General features: G+C 61.0%; 21 protein-coding genes and 1 pseudogene. 9 read left to right on the forward strand and 13 right to left on the reverse strand.

Annotated features, from left to right (window positions below; translation table 11 throughout):
• Positions 1 to 101 precede the first annotated feature (101 nt).
• Positions 102 to 2,132 carry a transketolase family protein gene (locus ON14_RS11720; protein WP_010205328.1) on the reverse strand — a complete coding sequence of 677 codons (2,031 nt, stop codon included), beginning with the start codon at positions 2,130 to 2,132 and terminating at the stop codon, positions 102 to 104.
• Positions 2,133 to 2,242: 110 nt separating this feature from the next.
• Here ON14_RS11720 and ON14_RS11725 point away from each other — a divergent pair, with 110 nt between their 5' ends.
• The 4 genes from ON14_RS11725 (at position 2,243) to ON14_RS11740 (ending at position 5,882) form a co-directional block, all read left to right on the forward strand.
• Complete coding sequence (locus tag ON14_RS11725; protein ID WP_010205329.1) at positions 2,243 to 3,439, forward strand: ROK family protein; 1,197 nt, start codon at positions 2,243 to 2,245, stop codon at positions 3,437 to 3,439.
• 109 nt (positions 3,440 to 3,548) lie between these two features.
• On the forward strand, positions 3,549 to 4,001 hold the full coding sequence (locus ON14_RS11730) for a PTS sugar transporter subunit IIA (RefSeq protein WP_010205331.1): 453 nt from the start codon (positions 3,549 to 3,551) through the stop codon (positions 3,999 to 4,001).
• A gap of 28 nt (positions 4,002 to 4,029) precedes the next feature.
• Positions 4,030 to 4,305 carry a PTS sugar transporter subunit IIB gene (locus ON14_RS11735; RefSeq protein ID WP_010205333.1) on the forward strand — a complete coding sequence of 92 codons (276 nt, stop codon included), beginning with the start codon at positions 4,030 to 4,032 and terminating at the stop codon, positions 4,303 to 4,305.
• A gap of 44 nt (positions 4,306 to 4,349) precedes the next feature.
• A complete protein-coding gene (locus ON14_RS11740) occupies positions 4,350 to 5,882 on the forward strand; it encodes a PTS ascorbate transporter subunit IIC (RefSeq protein ID WP_010205334.1) in 1,533 nt (510 codons plus the stop codon).
• A 103-nt stretch (positions 5,883 to 5,985) separates the two neighbouring features.
• Here the strand turns inward: ON14_RS11740 and ON14_RS11745 are convergent, their stop codons facing one another.
• Entirely contained in the window at positions 5,986 to 6,621 is a 636-nt protein-coding gene (locus tag ON14_RS11745; RefSeq protein WP_026037703.1) for a pyridoxamine 5'-phosphate oxidase family protein, read from the reverse strand.
• A 94-nt stretch (positions 6,622 to 6,715) separates the two neighbouring features.
• Between ON14_RS11745 and ON14_RS11750 the strand changes: the two genes are divergently transcribed.
• Together ON14_RS11750 and ON14_RS11755 are read left to right on the forward strand one after the other, a co-directional pair.
• Complete coding sequence (locus tag ON14_RS11750; protein WP_010205337.1) at positions 6,716 to 6,913, forward strand: helix-turn-helix transcriptional regulator; 198 nt, start codon at positions 6,716 to 6,718, stop codon at positions 6,911 to 6,913.
• Positions 6,914 to 6,917: 4 nt separating this feature from the next.
• Positions 6,918 to 7,298 (forward strand): hypothetical protein, encoded by a 381-nt coding sequence (locus ON14_RS11755; protein WP_010205339.1) that lies wholly within the window; start codon positions 6,918 to 6,920, stop codon positions 7,296 to 7,298.
• 81 nt (positions 7,299 to 7,379) lie between these two features.
• Here ON14_RS11755 and ON14_RS11760 read toward each other — a convergent pair whose 3' ends face one another.
• Together ON14_RS11760 and upp are read right to left on the reverse strand one after the other, a co-directional pair.
• Positions 7,380 to 8,165 (reverse strand): winged helix-turn-helix domain-containing protein, encoded by a 786-nt coding sequence (locus tag ON14_RS11760; RefSeq protein WP_010205344.1) that lies wholly within the window; start codon positions 8,163 to 8,165, stop codon positions 7,380 to 7,382.
• Positions 8,166 to 8,513: 348 nt separating this feature from the next.
• Positions 8,514 to 9,146 (reverse strand): uracil phosphoribosyltransferase, encoded by a 633-nt coding sequence (gene upp / locus ON14_RS11765; RefSeq protein WP_010205346.1) that lies wholly within the window; start codon positions 9,144 to 9,146, stop codon positions 8,514 to 8,516.
• A gap of 43 nt (positions 9,147 to 9,189) precedes the next feature.
• On the opposite strand from upp, the gene ON14_RS11770 reads away from it, so the two are divergent.
• The gene (locus ON14_RS11770) at positions 9,190 to 9,642 is read left to right on the forward strand and encodes a deaminase (protein WP_010205347.1); all 453 of its coding nucleotides are present in this window, start codon (positions 9,190 to 9,192) and stop codon (positions 9,640 to 9,642) included.
• 45 nt (positions 9,643 to 9,687) lie between these two features.
• On the opposite strand, the gene ON14_RS11775 is transcribed toward ON14_RS11770, so the two are convergent.
• Positions 9,688 to 10,071, reverse strand: a complete 384-nt coding sequence (locus ON14_RS11775) for a hypothetical protein (RefSeq protein WP_010205349.1) — start codon at positions 10,069 to 10,071, stop codon at positions 9,688 to 9,690.
• 18 nt (positions 10,072 to 10,089) lie between these two features.
• Positions 10,090 to 11,052, reverse strand: coding sequence for a cation diffusion facilitator family transporter (locus ON14_RS11780; RefSeq protein ID WP_010205350.1), 963 nt, complete (start codon positions 11,050 to 11,052; stop codon positions 10,090 to 10,092).
• 23 nt (positions 11,053 to 11,075) lie between these two features.
• Here ON14_RS11780 and proC point away from each other — a divergent pair, with 23 nt between their 5' ends.
• Positions 11,076 to 11,903 (forward strand): pyrroline-5-carboxylate reductase, encoded by an 828-nt coding sequence (proC, locus tag ON14_RS11785; protein ID WP_010205351.1) that lies wholly within the window; start codon positions 11,076 to 11,078, stop codon positions 11,901 to 11,903.
• 72 nt (positions 11,904 to 11,975) lie between these two features.
• On the opposite strand, the gene ON14_RS11790 is transcribed toward proC, so the two are convergent.
• The 7 genes and pseudogenes from ON14_RS11790 to ON14_RS11815 all read right to left on the reverse strand — a co-directional run bounded on the left by ON14_RS11790 (position 11,976) and on the right by ON14_RS11815 (position 18,539).
• Positions 11,976 to 13,223: a sugar ABC transporter permease gene (locus ON14_RS11790; RefSeq protein ID WP_010205352.1), complete on the reverse strand. Its 1,248-nt coding sequence runs from the start codon at positions 13,221 to 13,223 to the stop codon at positions 11,976 to 11,978.
• The gene (locus tag ON14_RS11795) at positions 13,220 to 14,044 is read right to left on the reverse strand and encodes an ATP-binding cassette domain-containing protein (RefSeq protein ID WP_010205353.1); all 825 of its coding nucleotides are present in this window, start codon (positions 14,042 to 14,044) and stop codon (positions 13,220 to 13,222) included. Before ON14_RS11795 ends, ON14_RS11790 begins: the two co-directional genes overlap by 4 nt.
• Before the next feature lie 91 nt (positions 14,045 to 14,135).
• Entirely contained in the window at positions 14,136 to 15,212 is a 1,077-nt protein-coding gene (locus tag ON14_RS11800; RefSeq protein WP_010205355.1) for an ABC transporter substrate-binding protein, read from the reverse strand.
• The gene (locus tag ON14_RS16215; protein WP_237719732.1) at positions 15,212 to 15,364 is read right to left on the reverse strand and encodes a hypothetical protein; all 153 of its coding nucleotides are present in this window, start codon (positions 15,362 to 15,364) and stop codon (positions 15,212 to 15,214) included. Before ON14_RS16215 ends, ON14_RS11800 begins: the two co-directional genes overlap by 1 nt.
• A complete protein-coding gene (locus ON14_RS11805) occupies positions 15,349 to 16,329 on the reverse strand; it encodes an ROK family transcriptional regulator (protein WP_010205356.1) in 981 nt (326 codons plus the stop codon). Before ON14_RS11805 ends, ON14_RS16215 begins: the two co-directional genes overlap by 16 nt.
• Positions 16,330 to 16,454: 125 nt before the next feature.
• Entirely contained in the window at positions 16,455 to 17,126 is a 672-nt protein-coding gene (locus ON14_RS11810) for a potassium channel family protein (protein ID WP_010205363.1), read from the reverse strand.
• Positions 17,119 to 18,539 (reverse strand): annotated as a pseudogene (locus tag ON14_RS11815) (TrkH family potassium uptake protein). Before ON14_RS11815 ends, ON14_RS11810 begins: the two are co-directional and overlap by 8 nt.
• An 83-nt stretch (positions 18,540 to 18,622) precedes the next feature.
• On the opposite strand from ON14_RS11815, the gene ON14_RS11820 reads away from it, so the two are divergent.
• Positions 18,623 to 19,105, forward strand: coding sequence for an ArsR/SmtB family transcription factor (locus tag ON14_RS11820; protein ID WP_081503571.1), 483 nt, complete (start codon positions 18,623 to 18,625; stop codon positions 19,103 to 19,105).
• The last annotated feature ends 83 nt before the right edge of the window (positions 19,106 to 19,188 follow it).

A 19,188-nucleotide genomic window follows, 5' to 3' on the forward strand; every position in this document is an offset into this window, starting at 1 on the left:
ACCGTATCAAATCAGGGCTAAATTGGCAGGGATGTTGGCGGCAGCGCAGCGCTGAACGTCGTTCGGAGGCTAGAGAACGGGCTCGCCTCTCCGCTTCGGCCCTAGCGCTCGAGGGTGCGGCGAGCTGCGGCCACCACTGCCTCCAGCGTGATCCCACGTCGAGCCATCACTTGAGCACCCGAACCAGATTCGCCAAACTCTTCGACGCTCACTACTTCGCCGTCGAGCCCGACCCAGCGGTACCAGCCGTCACCGCGTCCAGCCTCAACGGCAACACAGGCGGCAATAGCTGCAGGGAGAACGCTCTCGCGGTACGCAGCATCGCTCGCCGCAAACCACTCGACGCTCGGCATCGAGATAACCCGAACGCCGACGCCGTCCGCGGCCAATGCTTCGGCTGCCTCAAGGGCGAGTGAGACCTCGCTGCCGGTGGCAATAAGTGCGAGATCGAGGCCGTCGCCGTGCTGCCACGCAACATAGCCGCCGTGGGCGACCTTGGCATCCAAGTCGTCGCGTTCGTGCAGCACGGGAACATCTTGGCGAGAAAACACGAGAGCCGTGGGGCCAGCGGGTTGCGCGATCAGGCGCTTCCACACGGAGACGACCTCTGCGGCATCCGCGGGGCGCACAACATCAAGCCCGGGCACGGTGCGCAGTGAGGCAATCTGCTCAACGGGCTGATGCGTCGGCCCGTCCTCACCAACCGCAACACTGTCGTGAGTGAACACATAAACGACAGGCAACTGCATGAGAGCTGCGAGGCGGATGCTCGGCCGCATGTAGTCGCTGAACACAAGGTAGGTCGACGCAAACGGTCGCCATGGCCCCTGAATCGCGATGCCGTTGAGTATCGCTGCCATGGCGTGCTCGCGTATCCCGAAGCGGATGAATTCGCCGCCGGGGTTGCTCGCGGTCACGGCGGAGCCGGGCACATCTACTCCCGTAGAGCCGGCGAGGTCTGCTGATCCGCCCCACAGCGATGACGTGCCCTGCAGTGCCTTGAGAGCGACGCTGTTGAGTTTGCGGGTGGCCGATGGGGCGCCAACCGCGGGGAGTTTGATCGCCTCGAGTGCGCTCAGTGCTGCTGTCGCATCGGGCTTGCGGAAGGAGTGCCAGGCGCTCGCCGCGGCGGGCTCTGCAGCTTTCCACGTCGAGAGTGCCGCGTTCCATTCGTCTTCTGCGGCTTGGCCGCGAGTGAGGGCGCCGCGGGCAAAGGCGAGCCCGTCGTCGGTGATGAGGTCGTTGAGAGGGGCATCCGGAGCAAAACCGAGTGCACTTTTGATGGCCGCAACTTCGTCGTCGCCGAATCCGCCAGAGTGGGCAGCGGGCTTGCCAGAGAACTGCGCTGATGGTGCGCCAATCACGCTGCGCAGAGCGACGAATGTTGGCCGACCATCGCGTGATTGCGCGTCAGCGAGCACGGACTCAATCTCGTCAAGATTGCTGGCGTCGGCGATGTCGAGCACTCGCCAGCCGTAGGCGGCATAGCGTGCGCGCACGTCTTCGCTGAAGGCTGCTTCGCCGGTGGAGTCGATGGTGACGTTGTTGTCATCCCAAATCACGACGAGGTTGTCGAGGCCGAGAGTGCCGGCCAGGCTCGATGCTTCGCCGCTTACTCCTTCTTGCATACAGCCGTCGCCGGCGATGGCCCAAATGGTGGTGTCGAGCAGGTCGTTGTTTGGAGAGAAGAGGGCGCGCTCGCGGCGGGCGGCCAATGCCATGCCCACGGCAGAGGCGACTCCCTGGCCGAGGGGCCCGGTGCTCATTTCGATGCCGGGGGTGTGCTCGATCTCTGGATGCCCGGGGGTGCGGCTGTCGAGGGTGCGGCTTTTGGTCAGTTCGTCGAGCTCAAGCCCGTAGCCCGTCAGAAATAGCTGCACATACAGCAGCAGGCTGGCGTGGCCGGCGGAGAGCACGAGGCGGTCGCGGCCGAGCCAGGCGGGGTTGTGGGGGTTGTGGCGCAGGATCCGCTGGTAGAGCACGTGGGCGAGGGGCGCCAGCGCCATGGCTGTTCCGCCGTGGCCGTGGCCTTTGGCTTGCACGACGTGGGCGGGGATTGCGATGGCTGCGCGCAGGGAATCCGCTTCAGCGGGAGTGATGTTTCCTGAAAAGGGGAGGCCGGTTTCTGACATACCTGACACTTTGGTCTACAAGTGTACTAAAGTCAATGTGTGCAGAAAGATCTGCGCAGTCACGAAGTAGACTTTCCGTCACGGTCGGTCACAATGCGGAGGACAAAGCTATGGCGCACGTGATCTCGACGGGTTCTGGCGTCGTGCTTGATCTCATCCGTTCAGCCCAGGCGACCACCCGCTCGGATCTCATCGCGCAGCTGGGCTGGTCGCGAATCACGCTCGCGCGTCGCCTCGACGAACTGCTCAACGCCGACATCATTGTTAGCGCCGGCCAGTCTGACTCCCGCGGCGGGCGCCCGCCCGAAGAGTTTGTCGTCAACAAAGATGCCGGTCTGCTGCTCGCGATGGATATCGGTGGCTCGCACTCACGCCTCGCCATCACCGACCTGGTGTCGAACATCCTTCTCGAAGACGAAGCCGATATCGGGCTCAGTCATGGCCCCGACGACATCTTCGACTGGAGCTGTCAGGTTTTCGATCACCTACTCGCCAGACTCGGCAAGTCGCGCGCAGATGTGCGCGGAATCGGTGTCGGCGTTCCCGGCCCCGTCGATCCGACTAGCGGCCGAATCGCCTCGCCGCAGGTCAATGCCCAGTGGGCGGATGTCATTGTCAAAGATTATTTCCCGGACGATTTTCGGGCGGTGTTCGCTGTTGATCGCGACGTCAACATTCTCGCGATCGCTGAGCATCGCTTGGGGTGGCCGGAGCACGCTGATGCCATCGTTCTGAAGGTCGGAATGGGCATCGGTTGCGGTCTTGTTCTTGACGGCCGTGTTTATCACGGTGGTCGTGGTGGGGCGGGAGATCTTGCGCACTCGCCCGTCGGCGGCGACGAGGAGTGCCTGTGCGGACGAGTCGGATGCCTCGATACGGTGGCCAGCGGCCGTGCGATCAAACGCGAGCTGCACGCGCGGGGAACTTCGGTGCGCACGAGTGCTGACATTGTGGAGCTGGCCTCCAGCGACCATCCGGGAGTTGCCCAAATTTTGGCACATGCTGGAAGCCAAATCGGTGAGGCGCTGCTCGATCCTGTCGCGTTGCTGAACCCTTCTGCTGTGGTCGTGGGCGGCAATATCGCGCACGCGGGAGCAATCTTCCTTGACCCCATCCGCGAGCGACTGCTGCAGGACGCTACCACCTTCTCTCGCCGTGATCTCGTGGTGATTCCCGCCAAGTTGGGGCATCAGGCAGGTGTCATTGGGGCGTCGCTTATTGCGCAGGACGCACTTTTCGAGCCGGATCGCATTAGCCGGTTGACCAGAGAAGACGATGCTTCTTTGGCGAAATACGGCGAGAAATAGCCACTTAGGGATATTCGTAGACATAAGTCCTGTTGGGGGACTAGGCTCACAAGCGCCCAGCGCGCTCATTAAGTGAGTGCGTGAACGACCGGTGAGAGAGCAGGATGCAGTGAGCGACACCTTGGCCGACGAACTCAGCGACGACGCGATCGTCTTGCACGCTGACGCGAGCGACTGGCGTTCCGCCGTTCGCATTGCCGGCGATGCCCTCGTCGCCACCGGTTCAACCACCGACGAATACACCGCCGAAATGATCCGCGCCGTCGAAGAACTCGGGCCATACATCGTTATCGCACCGTCAATCGCACTGGCACATTCGCGACCGTCGCCTGCCGTGCTTAAGACGGGACTCAGCTGGGTCAGTTTGGCGACTCCGGTCGAATTTGGCCACTCGGCTAACGACCCCGTTCGACTCATCGTTGGCCTTGCGGCCGTCGACCACGATTCACACCTCGCCACCATGTCGAACCTCGCTGGAGTGCTCAGCGGCGATCTCGACCGCCTCCTTGAGGCGACCTCCGCAGAACAACTCCGGGAAATCATCCGAGAGAACACGCAGTAAACCACTCTCGAAATCGAAAGGCAAAGACATGAAGATCGTTGCGGTCTGTGGAATGGGTATCGGTACCTCCGTGCTCTTGAAGATGAATGCAGAGAAAGTTCTTCGCACCCTCGGTGTCGACGCCGATGTCGAGGCTGCCGATATCGGTGTGGCTCGCGGCATGGCTCGCGACGCACAGATCGTACTGACCTCGGAAGAGTTTGCCGACGAGATCGGCGAGGTTCCTGCGAACGTCATCATTATCGACAACTTCTTCGACCTCGAAGAGATCACAGCAAAGCTCAAGGCAGCGCTGCCCGAATAACGCTTCATCTTTTCGCCTAACCAACAAACTCAAGGGAGAACACAATGGAGTGGCTTGTTGTAGTCCTGAATTTCCTCGGACAACAGATCCTCAACGTTCCGGCCTATCTCGTCGGAATCATTACCGCAGTGGGGCTCATCGCTCTCAAGCGGCCAGCCGGAGCCGTTATCGGCGGTGGCCTTAAGGCCGCGCTCGGCTTCCTGATCTTGGGCGCCGGCGCCGGAGTTGTGGTTGGTTCGCTCAACCCACTCGGTGACCTGATCCTTCGGGTCACGGGGGCGCAGGGTGTCATCCCCACCAACGAGGTCATCACAGCCCTCGCCTCGGTCGAGTACGGCGCCACTAGCGCTTACGTTCTCACCCTTGGCTTCATCGTGATGCTCGCCCTTGCTCGGTTCACGCCGCTCAAGTACGTGTTCCTCACCGGCCACCACATGGTGTTCATGGCGCTGCTGCTCAGCGTTGTGCTTTCTGTTGGTTTCGGCCCCGACCTTAACTGGCTCGTCATCCTGATCGGCGCACTGCTGCTCGGCGTAATCATGGTCGTCATGCCGGCGTTCGCTCATCCGTGGACCAAGAAGATCACGGGTGACGACACCATCGCTATCGGCCACTTCGGTACCCTCGGCTACATTGCCGCCGGTGCTGCTGGTCAGGCAACCGGTCAGAAGAGCCACTCCACGGAGAAGATCAACTTCCCGCAGGGCCTCAAGTTCCTGCGTGACTCGATGGTCGCCACCGCAATCTCGATGGTGCTCATCTACCTGGTCTTCGCCGTCTGGGGCCTCATCGCCCTGCCGCAGCAAGAAGCGTTCGACGTCTTCGGATCAGCGGATGCCGGTGCCTACATCATGGCCGCATTTGCTCAAGCACTGCAGTTCGGCGTTGGTGTCGCGATCATCCTTTACGGTGTGCGCACGATCCTCGGCGAGCTTGTTCCTGCGTTCCAGGGAATCGCCGAAAAGGTTGTTCCTGGTGCCAAGCCGGCCCTCGACATCCCGCTGGTATTCCCCTTCGCCGCGAACGCTGTGCTGATCGGATTCCTCGCATCGTTCCTCGGTGGGCTCATCTCGCTCGCACTCCTGGCAACGTGGCTTGGCCCGGTCTTCGGCCTTGCGCTGATCCTGCCCGGCATGGTTCCCCACTTCTTCACGGGTGGTGGTGCTGGCGTTTACGGCAACGCGACCGGTGGACGAATTGGTGCGGTAATCGGTGGTTTCGTCAACGGTGTTCTCATCACGATCCTGCCCGCGATCCTGCTGCTGGTGCTCGGCGAGCTTGGCTTCGCCAACAGCACCTTCGGCGATGCTGACTTCGGTTGGTTCGGAACCCTCATCGGCGTCAGCCTGCTGAGCGGCGTGCCGGCAGTGGGAGTGGTTCTGACCATTCTTATTGCGGTCGTGCTCGTTGTTGTGGCATCCATCTTCCAGATCCGTGTCGTCAACACGGGTTGGGTGCCGGGAGCCAAGCGTGATGCGTGGCTCGCTGTCGAGGCTGAGAAAGCTGAAGCAGAGAAGGCAGCTGAGAAAGCGGCGGCAAAGGCTGCTGCTGAGCCTGCTGCAGAAACAAAAGCTTAACCGCGGAGTCGAGCCATTCGGGTAGCTCGGCTGGGCGCCATTCCTTCGGGGGTGGCGCCCTTTTCTGTTGGCCGCCTATTTTCTGCAACTCGCCTGTTGTCGGTCAGCCGCGGTCATGCAGCGCTCGAACCGACTCTGGTGCGTGGATGCCGGAGCGCAGGTCAGGCGCGTCAACGACGGTCGCAGCTCTTGTTCCCCATCGCACCTGTCCGGCCCACGCATCATCGGCGATATCGTCGTCGGTGTCTTCCGGCCAGCCATCGGAGACGCGGAGAGACCACTCGTCAACGGGAAGGGCGAGCACGAGTGTTGCTGCGAGCTCTTTCTTATTGTTCGGGCGAACTTCGCGCAGGCGCCCCGGGATCAACTTCTCGGTCAGTGCATCGAGCGCGGCGGACTTCTCGTCTCCGTGGAGTACCTGAAACGACCCGAACAGCACGGCGCTGCTATAGATCAGCGACGACTCAAATGCCGATCGGGCGACAACGATCCCGCCGAGCGAGGTGACGGACACTGCCGCTGGGACTCCGGAGACGAGGCGCATCCACCGCGAGCCGGTCGATCCGTGCACGATGAGCGAATCACCAAGCCGGGCAACTGCTGTTGGCAGTAGCCCTGGGCTGCCGTCGTCATTGACGTAGGCGACGTTCCCGACGATCTCCGAATCGAGCAGCGCGTCTAACGCTTCGCGCTCGTGTGACATCAGTTCGGGCATCCGGGTGGCGTTCGTTCTGCTCATTCGATCAGTGTGACAGGCAAGCCCGCGTAAGCCTAGAGGCGCATAATGACAAGCCCGCTTGACACCAGCCGAGTGTGTAAAGGATGCTTGTCACATGGAATCTGAGATTAGAGATAGGCGCCAGGCTGCTGGGCTTTCGCAGGCAGCTCTAGGCGAAGCGCTCGGCGTTTCTCGCCAGACCATAAATGCCATTGAGACAGGGCGTTACGACCCATCCCTGATTCTCGCTGTTCGGCTTGCCCGGTTCTTTGGGTCGACGATTGAGGAAGTGTTTCACATTGAAGACAATTAGTCGTTTGAAGATTTCAGCCATCAACGTGGTGTTGCTGTGCGTTCTCGTTGCCGCAGCAGTCGTCACAGGAGTCACCGGCAACTGGTTCGAAATGACCCTCCTGCTCCTCGCGGCGGTATTCATCTTCGCCAGTGCCGTATACGCGCGAGGCCAGAAAGCCAGCGATGTCCTCCGGCTTAATGCGATCGAATACCGCGACGAACGCGACCGACTCCTCGCGAAGAGCGGGTTCGCCGTTGTTGGTATCGTCGCGCTCATTCTCGCGATCGCCGAGTTCATTCTCGCCGCAGTGTTTCAGGAACTGCTCGCTCTTGCCTCAGCGCAAGTACTTGTGCTGAGCGCGGTGTGGGGTGTCGCCAATTCCGTTGCAGCCAAGCGCGGTTAGGCGCGGCTAAGCGACCGCCGTTCGCTCGTGCATCCGATTTCTCGAAAGACGCGCAGCGAGGCGAGCGGTTGCAGCTGCGCCCTAGATGAAGTCAGGGCTGGGCGTCGAGGCGAAGCGCACCGAGACATCCGGATGACGGTCGTAGCGGTAGCCGATGCCGCGAACCGTACGAACAACATCTTCGTACGCGCCAAGCTTGGAGCGCAGGCGACGGATGTGGACGTCGATGGTGCGCTCGTTGGGGGCTTCGTCGTCTTCGGCAGACCAGAGGGTCGAGATCAGCTGAGCCCGGTCGATGGTTTGTGATTCGCGCAGGATGAGGAACTGCAGCAACTCGAATTCTTTGTAGGTGAGAGCTGCGGGCTCGTCGTCGATGAGTACGCGCTTGCGGGAGAGGTCAACGACGACGCCGCTGGCTGGTTTCTCGACTGGCTCTTCGGCTTGGCGGTGCTTGGCAAGGGCTGAGGGGTCTTGAAGGGCGAGGCGGACAACATCCACATCGCGTCCTCCGGCACCTACTGGAGCGAGGGCGACGGCGGCGTGGGTTTCGGAGCCGGGCACGAGCTGCTGCGTGAGCAGTTTGAGCTGCTCAACAATGGCGCTCAGGTCGGTGCCAGCAGCTGCTGCCTTGAGTTCGTCGATGCCGACGTACAGGACAAAGCCGCGGGCTTCAGTTCCCTGAGGCACGGCGCGAAGGCGAGGCGCCTCGGCTGCGGGAACGGCGGGAGCCGTAACAGCAGCGGGGCGCGTGTCGCGCGCTGGCTGGACGGCAAGTGACAACTCACGAGCTACATGAGTTGGCGCAAGGGCGGGAGCCGCCGGAGCGAAAGAGGTGCGAGGGGTACGTTCGATGGTTGCAAGTGACATGGGTCCAGAAATCCTTGGAGAAGGGGTGAAGGGCCTCTGATGATGAGGGTGTGATCCTTCGGGAAAAAACAAATGTGACAAGTGAGATAGTCGCCGTTATGAGGACGAAAATCTGGGGGCGCTAATTCTGGTGAGAACGCCCGGCGCTGGTTGGCCGACTAGGCACACATTCGACAACACGAAGCTGCACTTACAAGCGCAGTGCCCGCCACCGCAGTGCTCGTAAGCATCGCGCTAGCGGTCCTGGAAGCCACGAGGGCGGTCAGGTCGCGAGTTTGTACAGTCATGGTTGCAATGATGTTTCATGCAGCGCGCCTCTGTCAAGTTACGCGCGAGAAAAGTGTGCGGCTAGACGAGACCGTACAGTCTGTCTCCCGCGTCGCCGAGTCCGGGCACGATGTAGCCGTTCTCGTTGAGGCGCTCGTCGAGCGCTCCGAGCACGATGGTGACGTCGCGACCTTCCATGGCCTTTTCGACGGCAGCAAGGCCTTCGGGGGCTCCGAGGATACACACGGCCGTGACATCCGTAGCGCCCCGGTCGAGCAGGTACTGGATAGCAGCGATGAGTGAACCACCGGTGGCCAGCATCGGGTCGAGCACGAAGCACTGGCGGTTCGACAGATCATCGGGAAGGCGTTCGGCATAAGTATCGGGCTGCAGGGTTTCTTCGTTGCGCACCATGCCCAGGAATCCGACCTCAGCGGTGGGAACGAGCTTGACCATACCCTCGAGCATTCCGAGCCCGGCACGCAGAATAGGCACGACGAGAGGCTTGGGCGAGCTGATAGCGACACCCGTGGTCTTGGTGACCGGAGTCTCAATCTCGACCGCTTCGACCCGCACAGAACGAGTGGCCTCGTAGGCCAACAGGGTCACCAACTCTTCGGTCAGCGCCCGAAAAGTGGGGGCGGCAGTGTTCTTGTCGCGCAGCACGGTGAGCTTGTGCGTGATGAGCGGGTGGTCGGCAACGTGAACTCGCATAGGCTAAATCTACTTGAGGTCTGGACCGATAGGAGAACCGATCGTGACAAAGTTCGATCAGTGGATGACGCGGGCCATCGCCGAGGCGAAGCTCACGGCCGATTCTGCTGACGTTCCTGTCGCCGCTCTCGTCTTCGATCAGAACGACAATCTCGTCTCCGTTGGGCGCAATGAGCGGGAGCTCACGGGCGACCCCACGGCGCACGCCGAGGTAGTGGCGATCCGGGCTGCGGCCGCGGCCACCGGTTCGTGGCGCCTCGACGAGATGACTCTCGTGGTCACGCTCGAGCCGTGCACGATGTGTGCTGGCGCGATTCTGCAGGCTCGCATCCCGCGCGTGGTGTTTGGCGCGTGGGACGAGAAAGCCGGCGCATCAGGCAGCGTTAATGATTTGCTGCGTGACCGCCGGCTTCCGCACAAGGTTGAGGTGGTGGCGGGCATCCAAGAGGCTGAGTGTGCTGCGCTGCTGACCGAATTCTTCGAAGCCCGTCGCTGACCCACTTGGCATCGCTGACCACACGGGTTAGCTAGCCCGTGTGGCTTAGTGCCAGAGCACCGCGACGAACACGTTGATGAGCGCCCCCATGCCCGCAAGGTGCAGGAACGGCAGGGTGGCTTTCTTCTCGCTCGTGCCAGCGCTGAGGGCTTTGGCCTGACGCGAGCGAGCGACCATGACGGCAACGAGAACGACGATAGCGAAGATCAATTTTACGGCGATCTTGGCGTTGTTGACGTCTTCGTCATTCATCTGAACTAGGCCAACAAGGATGAGACCGGTGACGAGCTGCGTGATGGCACCAATGAGCATGGTGCCGAGTTCGAAGCCTTCTTTGCGGCGCAGCTGGAGAGCGAACGATCCGATGATCAGCGCAAGCCCCAGGATGTGCAACGCGAGCACGGTGTGAATGATTGGTTCAAAGTTCATGGTTTCGGGTTCTTTCTACTAATCGTTTCCCACGATGACGATTGCGTCGGTGGGCGGTGCAGCTTCTGGCGGGCGGCGGTAGACGTCTGGCTCGATGTAGATCACGCGAGCCATGGGCTCTGCCTCCCGAATGTCGCGTTCGACGCTATCGATGCTGGCGGCAACATCTGAGACGCGGGAGACCGATCCGAAGTCGATCTTGGCTCCGACGAGAAGTTCTTCTGGCCCGAGGTAAAGCGTCTTCATGTGGATGAGCGAGCGCACGTCGGGGTGAGCGTTGATGGCATCGCGGATGAGGTTGCGCTGCTTCACGGTTGCGCCTTCTCCGACGAGCAGGCTCTTTGTTTCGATGCCGAGAACGATGGCGACGATGATCAGCAAGATTCCAATAGCAATAGTGCCGATGGCATCCCACAGGGAATCCTCGGTGAGAATCGTGAGGCCAACGCCGAAGAGGGCGAGCACGAGGCCGAGCAGCGCGGCAACGTCTTCGAGGAGAACGACGGGCAGCTCGGGTGCTTTGGCATGACGGATGAAGGCAATCCAGCTTTGCTTGCCTCGAACCAGGTTCGACTCGCGCACGGCGGTGCGCAGCGAGAACGACTCGAGAACGATCGCGATCAACAGCACCGTGATTGGCAACCATGCCTGCTCAAGCGGGTGCGGATCCTGCAGCTTGCTGACGCCCTCGTAGAGCGAGAACACGCCACCGACGGAGAACAGGATGATCGAGACAACGAAGGCGTAGACGTAGCGCTCGCGGCCGTAACCGAACGGATGCTCGGCATCCGCGTGTTTCTTGGCTTGCTTGCCGCCGAGGAGAAGTAGGCCTTGATTGCCCGAGTCAGCAAGAGAGTGCACACTCTCGGCAAGCATGGAGCTTGAACCCGAAACGAGGAATGCAACGAACTTTGTTACCGCAATTCCGGCATTTGCCAACAGTGCCGCAACGATTGCTTTGTTTCCGCCAGACGCGCTCATGGGATCAATCCTAGGATGTTCAGGTGACTACTTCTCTTCCAAGCATTGCAATTGTCGGCGCCGGATCAATGGGGGGTGCAATCCTGCAGGGTCTACTTGACCCTTCGGTGACCGTAACCGGGGGCATCCGTGTCACAAACCGCTCGGAAGCGAAGGCTGCTGCCGTACGTTCAGAGGGCGTTGAGTCGTTCGCTTTGGAGAATACTCCTGACGGCAACGCTCGTGCTGTGAAGGGCGCCAAAGTTGTGATGCTCGGCGTAAAGCCGCACATGATTCCCGACACCCTCGCCGACCTTGCCCCGTTCCTTGAGCCCGATGCAATCATCATCAGCGTCGCCGCCGGCGTCACTACTGCGCGGATGGAAGCCATCGTCGACAACGTGGTGTTGCGTGCCATGCCCAACACTCCCGCTATCGTCGGCAAAGCGGTGACCGGCCTCAGCGCCGGATCGCGGGCCACTGAAGATGACCTCGCTATCGGCCGTGCCGTATTTGGCACTGTCGGCGCTGTTGTCGAAACGCCCGAATCGCAGATTGATGCGCTCAGCACGATTTCCGGATCGGGCCCGGCCTACGTGTTTTTGATTCTCGAAGAGTTTTCCCGCACCGCCGTCGATATGGGGTTCACGCCCGAGCAGGCGTTGACTTTGGTGGCGGGAACATTTGAGGGTTCGCTGGCGCTGCTGGCGTCATCCGACAGTTCGCCAGCGCAACTGCGCAAGCAGGTTACAAGCCCCAAGGGCACCACCGAGCGGGCGGTCGAGCAGCTTCAGGCTGCTGACCTCAAGGCGATCTTCGACAAGGCGACGGCCGCAGCGTTAGCTCGCGCTAAAGAACTCGCGGCAGGCTAGTTCTCTGGTTGCCCGCTAGCGCCTCCGTAGCGCTAGCGAGCAGCCTCCACTCGCAGTACGCGCCTTGTGCGGCTAGAAGCGGCCGTGCAGCGCGCGTGAGCGGCGTGACAGCGAGTCGATGATCACGGCCAGCAGCAGTACTGCTCCGGTGACCATGTAGCGCACTGACGAGTCGAGGCTCAGCAGAGTGAGCCCGCTCGAGATCGACTGAATGACGACGATGCCGAGCAGGGCAGACCAGGCGCTTCCGCGGCCGCCGAAAAGGCTTGCGCCGCCGATGACTGCCGCGGCGATTGCGGTGAGGTTGGTGTCGCCGCCCCCGCTGCTCTGGTTGGCCGCCGCCAAGCGTGATGCCGCAAGAACTCCGCCGAGAGCTGCGAGCGTCGCGCTGACCATAAACACCGAAATATAGACCCGATCGACCCGGATGCCGGCACGCCGGGCTGCTTCGACGTTGCCGCCGATCGCATAGATCGACCGCCCCCAGCGAGTGCGTTTGAGCGCGAAGTCCACCGCGACCACGAGCACGACAAAGAGCAAGAACATGAGCCCGATGCCGCGGTCGGTGTTGAGGTACCAGGCTCCGAACACGAGCGCGACGATGAGCAGGCCACCCCGTAAGAGGATCGATGTTCGTGATTCTGGGAGTAGTCCGGCACGCAGGCGACGGTTGGCCAGCGAGAGGTGGGAACCGACGTAGGCGAGCGTGGCGAGCGCGGCAAGCACATACGAGAGCCAGGCGGGTAAGAACATTAGTTGGGCGAATTGCACGATCCAGGAATCGAAGGGGATGTTGATCGAGCCGAGGGATCCGAGCACCCACAGTTGAAGGCCCAAGACCCCGAGGAGTCCGGCGAGGGTAATGACAAAGCTGGGCACACCGAAACGGGTGAGGAGAAAGCCGTAGAACAGGCCAAAAAGTGCGCCAGCGGCTAGCGCAGCGAGGATTGCTAGGGGCAATGGCCAGTTCAGCTGGGTGAAGGCGACGGCCAGAATTGCCGCGGCGAGCCCCGAGAGCGAGCCGACCGAGAGGTCGATTTGGGCGAGCAATAAGACGAGAACAACGCCGAGCGCGATAGTGCCGAGCGCGGCACACTGCATTGCGAGGTTCACGAGGTTGGCGCTCGACAGGAACGTGGGGTTCAGGATCTGAAAGACGGTCCAGATGATTGCAAGTCCGACGACGACAGGGATCGCGCCGAGGTCACCGCCGCTGACGCGGGCCCGGAAGGCGGCCAATGATTCTGCGATGCCGGTCGCGGGCGCGAGCTCGGCCGGGGGAGCGGAATCGCGCGGTGGGCGGGGCGTGGAAGTGCTCATGAGCTGAGTCCCTCCTTGGCGCGGGTGAAGTTCGCGCCCTGTAACGTGGCGCGGCGACTCACCGCGTTGTCGGTAGCGCCGGTTATCGCCGCGATGATGTCTTCGTAGGTGACGTCGGCGACGGCAAAATCACCATTGTTGCGGCCGAGGCGCAAGACGACAACACGGTCGGCAACGGCCTGCACGTCGGCCATGTTGTGGCTCACCAGCACGACGCCGTGCCCGCGTTCTCGCAAGTGCTCGATCAGGTTCAACACTTCAGCAGTTTGGGCGACTCCGAGCGCCGCCGTTGGTTCATCAAGCACGACAATCGTCGGGTCTCCGATGAGGGAGCGTGCGATCGCGACGGTCTGGCGTTGGCCACCAGAAAGTCCAGCAACGGGCGTGCGCACCGAAGGAATCTTGGCCGAAAGCTGTCGCAGCAGCTCCCACGTGCGTTGCTCCATCTCGACCTCGTTGAGGGCCCCAGAGCCTAGCTCCCGGCCGAGGAACAGGTTGGAGACAACGTCGAGGTTGTCGCACAGCGCCAAATCTTGAAACACCGTCGCGATGCCAAGATCGCGGGAATCCGTGGGGTTGGCGAGGGAAACCTCATCGCCGTAGTGGGTGATCGTGCCCGAGGTGGCCTGATGCACCCCGGCCAAAATCTTCACGAGCGTCGACTTGCCTGCGCCATTGTCGCCGACGATCGCCACGACTTCGCCGGGGTAAATGTCGAGCGACACATCGATCAGCGCCTGAATCGCGCCGAACGATTTGTTGAGGCCGCGCATCGAGAGGATCGGCTCATCGTCAGAAACAGTCTGAGTGACTTCGGTCATAAGACGCTCTCTTTCGTGCTCGAAACGTGTGCGCGCGAATCGCATGCGCCCGCACGGTTCGCGCGAGAGTCGCCGCTGAATTGGCGCGCCATTATTGAATCCCCGCGGCCGCGCACGCTTGAGCGTATTCGGTGGTGCAGATCTGCTCCACCGTGTAGAAACCGTCAGCAACGACCGTCTCCATGATGTTCTCGATGGTGACGATTACCGGGGTCAGCAGGGTGGTCGGGATGCCGTTGGTTTCGGTGCTCTGCCCGACAAGAGTTTTACCGTCGAGCAGTGAAACTGCGTGGGAGGCGGCGATCTCTGCTTCCCGCTTGAAGTCTTTGTAAATGGTCATGTACTGGTCGCCACTCACAATGCGCTGAATGGCCGTGAGCTCAGCGTCTTGACCGGTGACCGGGGGAAGCAGTTGCACGCCACCTGATTTGAGCGCCGCAATTGCGCCGCCCGCGGTGGCGTCATTTGCGGCGTAAACGCCAACAAGGCTGTCGCCGTGCTGGGTGACCTGGCTGGCCATCCACTCTTGGGCTTTGTCTGGGCTCCAATCCGGAGTATCGAATTCGGCAACAACGGTATACGCGCTGCCGTCGATGACGCTGTGCGCGCCCTTCTTGAACAGCCGTGAATTGTTGTCAGTGGGGGAGCCATTGATCATGACGATGTCGCCAGAGGAAAGCCCCTGCTTAGCTAATCGTTCAACGAGCGCCTTGCCCTGAAGTGAGCCGACTTTTTCGTTATCGAACGACACCCAGAACGCCAACTCGGGGCTGCCGATTAGCCGGTCGTAGGAGATCACCGGAACTTTGTGCCGCTGAGCCGACGCCACAATCGTCACCGCCGCCGAAGAATCAACCGGGTCAAGAACGAGCACGCTGATTCCTTGAGCAAACGCTGACTCTGCCTGCTGTTGTTGTTTCGCCGGATCTTGGTCCGCGTTGGCGTACACGACCTCACACTGCGGGCACAACTCGGCAACCTTGGCTTCAAAGAAGGGGCGGTCGTAGGCCTCATAGCGAGCGGTCTTCGACTCCGGAAGCAGCAAGGCGATCCGAAACTCAGCCCCCGCGCTGGAAGCGCCGACAATGGTGCAGCCACCGAGAAACAGCATGACGAACAGAAGCGAGGCAATGACGCCGGCGCCGCGCCGTGACCGGACACCCCACATCACGAGACAGCCTGGGCGGTTGTCGATTCAGTACCGATAGTGAGCTGGTCGATAGCAAACGAGATAGCACCAAGCAGCTCAGTGCGGGCACCGAGTTGGCTTTGCACCAGATCGGCCGCACGATCGGGGCCGACGATTACGGCCCGTTCCATGGCATGCCGCATTGGGCCGAGTAGCAGCTCGCCACCTGCGATAGCTCGCCCCCAACCGCGATGCGATCGGGATCAAGAACGTTGCAAATGTTTGCCGCAGCGATGCCCAAATGACGGCCGGCGTCGGCGATCGCCCGGATGCTCGCCGCGTCCCCGCCGATCGCCTTCACGACAACATCGTGCAACTTGAGCCCGCGGCGGCCTGCCCGCACCGAATCGATGATGGCGTCGCCGCCCACGAGCGTTTCTAGGCAGCCGCGATTTCCACAGCGACACAGGGCGCCATCTTCATTGAGCACCATGTGCCCAAATTCCCCCGCGGTGCCATTGTGGCCGCGGAACACTTCGCCGTTCAGAATGAGCCCAGCACCGATGCCCTCGTCGACACTTATGTACAGCGAATTCGGTTTGCCTCGCAACGCCCCGGTGCGGTACTCCGCCAGCGCCCCAAGGTTGGCATTGTTGTCCACATACACGGGGCTGTTGAGACGGATGCCCAAAGACTCAGCCACCGGAACGCCATCCCAGCCGCGCATGATTCCGGTTCGGGTAATGATGCCGCTCGACACATTCATGGGTGCAGGCATGGCCAAGCCGACGGCCAAAATCTCGTCATGGGTGGCATCAACCGACTCAAGCATGTCGGTGATCAGTTGAGCGGCACGATTGAGTTCGTTGTCGGCACGGTGGTCTTTTGCCAGCGGCATGTGTTGCTCAGCAACAACCGTGTGAGCCACATCTGCGAGCGCTACCCGCATGTGGCGTTCGGAGAAATGCACGCCAGCCACGAGGCCAAGAGCGCGGGCAAGAGTCACCTGATGGGCGCGACGGCCGCTGCGCGTGCTCATGGTGGTCGCGAGCACTCCGGCGGCCACAAGCTCTTTGACGATATTGGAAACGGTGGCGGGAGAAAGCCCTGTAATGCCCGACAGCTCGATCTGGGTGAGCCCACCATGATGCTTCACCGCGTCTACTATGCGAGCGCGGTTAGCTTCGCGGAGCGAAGATTGCGACCCAGGGGTCGCCCGTTGTTTGCTCACTGAATCAAGATACAGGTACGCGGGGTTGAAGAATCAGTCCGCAAACGGGGCTAACTCGCGAGAGTCGCGAACTTTTCAATGTTTTCTGAGTTGCCGCTCACGATCACCAGATCATGATTCGAGATCACGGTCTCTGGAGTGGCATAAGTGAATTCCTTGCCGGGTGACTTCACCCCGACTACGGTAATTCCGTACTTGCGGCGAACCTGTGACTCGCTGAGGGGAATTCCGCGAATCGGCTTCGGTGGGTACATTTTCACGATGGCGAAGTCATCATCGAATTCAATGAAGTCGAGCATCCGCCCCGACACCAAATGAGCAACGCGCTCGCCGGCTTCAGCCTCAGGGTAAATGACGTGGTTGGCGCCGATACGGTTCAAGATCTTGCCGTGCGAACGACTGATCGCTTTCGCCCAAATCTGGGGAATCTTGAGGTCGACCAGGTTGGCGGTGATGAGCACGCTCGCCTCGATCGACGAGCCAACAGCTACGACGGCGATAGAAAAATCTTCAGCACCGATCTGGCGAAGCGCGTCAATGCTGCGCGCATCCGTCTGCACTGCATGGGTGACACGCTCTGACCATTTTTGAACGAGGTTGAGGTCGGCGTCGATCGCGAGAACTTCGCGGTCGAGGCGCTGAAGTTGACCGGCGGTGGCAGCACCGAAGCGGCCGAGGCCGATCACTAGAACCGGTGCATTGTGCGGAATTTTGTCAACCAACGATTGGCCTCTCTTCTGCTCTGGTGAACAACTGACGACGCTGACTGGCCGCAAGGGCTGCCGCCAGCGTAACTGTTCCCACTCGGCCTGCCCACATGGTGGCGGCCAGAATGTACTTGCCACTATCGGGCAGGGATTCGGTGAGCCCCGTGGATAGACCACAGGTAGCAAAGGCAGAGATCACGTCAAACAGAACCCGATCGAGTGGCTCTTTCGTGATCTGCAGAATTGCGACGGTCGAAATAGCAACGATCGTTGCTCCCCACAGCGTGACGCTGACGGCCAAACGCAAGACATCCGTGGGAATGCGGCGATCGAAGGCGTGCATGTCGTTATCGCCGCGGGCTTCGGCCAGCGCGGCCAAAAAGAGCACAGCAAGCGTCGTGACTTTGATGCCACCAGCAGTGGATGCCGAGCCGCCACCCACAAACATCAGCATGTCGAATACGAGCAGCGACGAGCCATTGAGTTCGTTGATATCAATCGTGGCGAAACCGCCAGAGCGCGTCATCGTCGAAAGGAATGTGGCCGTCAGAGGTCTCGACATGATGCTTTGGCCGCCAAGGGTATTGGCGTTATTCCACTCGAGCACTATGACGGCGATAGCGCCAAAGATGATGAGCAGTATCGTCGTGGTGATCGTGAGTCGAGCGTGCACCGACAGGCGAGCTCCAGACTTGAGCTTGCGAACGACAGCGAAGATGACCGGAAAGCGAGGCTACCCAGAAAGACGCCAGTGCCGATGGCTCCGAGCATCCACGGGTCTTGAGCAAAAGCTTCCATGCCCCCGACGGACGGCACGAAACCAGTGTTCGTGAAAGCGGATGCCGCAAAGTAGAACCCTTGCCAAATGGCGGGCCACACATCGAGGCCTTCAACCAGCAGCCGGGGAATGATGACGAGGGCGAGAACGAACTCGATGGCTAGGGCGCTGATCGCGACAGTGGCCAGGAGCCCACCAATTTCACCGAGGCGAATCGCTTGCGACTCAGAGACGGGGCCGACGTGAATTCGTGACGGGTTGGAATCGCTGGCAGCGATCAGTCGTTGGCGCAGTCCGAGGCGACGAGAAACAACCAGGCCAAGCATGCTGGCGAGGGTGAGCACGCCGATTCCGCCGACCTGAAGCCCGACCAAGATTGCGGTGTTGCCGAATGCCGACCAGTGAGTGGCCATATCCAGTGTCGTGAGGCCCGTGACACAAATCGCCGAAACTGCGGTGAAAAGGGCATCTACAAGGGGAGTGGCCTGCCCGTCGCGAGCCGAAATGGGCAACACGAGCAGAGTGGTCAGCACGATCACGAGGGCCGAGAAGATGGCGATCGCGAATCGAGCTGGGGTCGCCGCAGCGAAGCGATCTACAACGTCACGTATCTGACCGGCGATACTGCGATCACGATTATGTGCACGCATGGGTGCCCGCGGACTCATAAGTTTTCTCTCCCCACGCACAGGAGGCCATGGTACTACCCAGCCAGCCCGACTACCCTTATGCAATGGCCGACATCTTTGACGTAGTAGCCGATTCAACGCGGCGTAGCCTTCTAACAGTGCTGCTTGAGCAGTACATCGCCTCTGATTCCCCGAGTGGTGAACTCAGCGTGAGCGAGATTGTTGAGAAGCTCGATTTGAGCCAGCCGACTGTCTCCAAGCACCTTAAAGTGCTGCGCGATCATGGTTTGGTTTCGGTGCGTGAAGACGGTCAACACCGTTATTACCGCCTCGACTCCTCGCCCCTTGAGGAGGTTGAAGACTGGTTGATCCCCTTCCTGAGTGCGGACTTCCATGAGGACTTCGACGACGCGGTTCGCGAATCGACCGGCGCCTTTGCGGCGTGGTCGGGGGCAGATGTTGGCGATAACTTTGGCCGCCAAGTCGCTGAGCGAACTCATCAGGCTCGCTCGGCGTTGCACGATGTTTCGGAGGCTGCCAAGAAGCTGCCCCGCAACATGCGCACTCGCATCTTCGGTAACGATTAGAGCGAAGGCGCGCCGCAGCTGCGGCATTAGGGCTTTACAGCGAGTCACACCAGCCCCTAGTGTTACCGATTAGCACTTCAGTC

Origin of the sequence: Salinibacterium sp. PAMC 21357, assembly GCF_000247645.1 — a bacterium.
Lineage (GTDB): Bacteria > Actinomycetota > Actinomycetes > Actinomycetales > Microbacteriaceae > Rhodoglobus.

Excerpts from the sequence above, each read along its gene's own strand:
- ON14_RS11795 (WP_010205353.1), bottom strand. The coding sequence starts at position 14,044 with ATGACCGAAGTCACTCAGACTGTTTCTGACGATGAGCCGATCCTCTCG.
- ON14_RS11800 (WP_010205355.1), bottom strand. The coding sequence starts at position 15,212 with ATGTGGGGTGTCCGGTCACGGCGCGGCGCCGGCGTCATTGCCTCGCTT.
- ON14_RS11735 (WP_010205333.1), top strand. The coding sequence starts at position 4,030 with ATGAAGATCGTTGCGGTCTGTGGAATGGGTATCGGTACCTCCGTGCTC.
- ON14_RS11740 (WP_010205334.1), top strand. The coding sequence starts at position 4,350 with ATGGAGTGGCTTGTTGTAGTCCTGAATTTCCTCGGACAACAGATCCTC.
- ON14_RS11725 (WP_010205329.1), top strand. The coding sequence starts at position 2,243 with ATGGCGCACGTGATCTCGACGGGTTCTGGCGTCGTGCTTGATCTCATC.
- upp (WP_010205346.1), bottom strand. The coding sequence starts at position 9,146 with ATGCGAGTTCACGTTGCCGACCACCCGCTCATCACGCACAAGCTCACC.
- ON14_RS16215 (WP_237719732.1), bottom strand. The coding sequence starts at position 15,364 with ATGGAACGGGCCGTAATCGTCGGCCCCGATCGTGCGGCCGATCTGGTG.
- ON14_RS11750 (WP_010205337.1), top strand. The coding sequence starts at position 6,716 with ATGGAATCTGAGATTAGAGATAGGCGCCAGGCTGCTGGGCTTTCGCAG.
- ON14_RS11720 (WP_010205328.1), bottom strand. The coding sequence starts at position 2,132 with ATGTCAGAAACCGGCCTCCCCTTTTCAGGAAACATCACTCCCGCTGAA.
- ON14_RS11745 (WP_026037703.1), bottom strand. The coding sequence starts at position 6,621 with ATGAGCAGAACGAACGCCACCCGGATGCCCGAACTGATGTCACACGAG.
- ON14_RS11780 (WP_010205350.1), bottom strand. The coding sequence starts at position 11,052 with ATGAGCGCGTCTGGCGGAAACAAAGCAATCGTTGCGGCACTGTTGGCA.
- ON14_RS11820 (WP_081503571.1), top strand. The coding sequence starts at position 18,623 with ATGGCCGACATCTTTGACGTAGTAGCCGATTCAACGCGGCGTAGCCTT.
- ON14_RS11760 (WP_010205344.1), bottom strand. The coding sequence starts at position 8,165 with ATGTCACTTGCAACCATCGAACGTACCCCTCGCACCTCTTTCGCTCCG.
- ON14_RS11775 (WP_010205349.1), bottom strand. The coding sequence starts at position 10,071 with ATGAACTTTGAACCAATCATTCACACCGTGCTCGCGTTGCACATCCTG.
- ON14_RS11790 (WP_010205352.1), bottom strand. The coding sequence starts at position 13,223 with ATGAGCACTTCCACGCCCCGCCCACCGCGCGATTCCGCTCCCCCGGCC.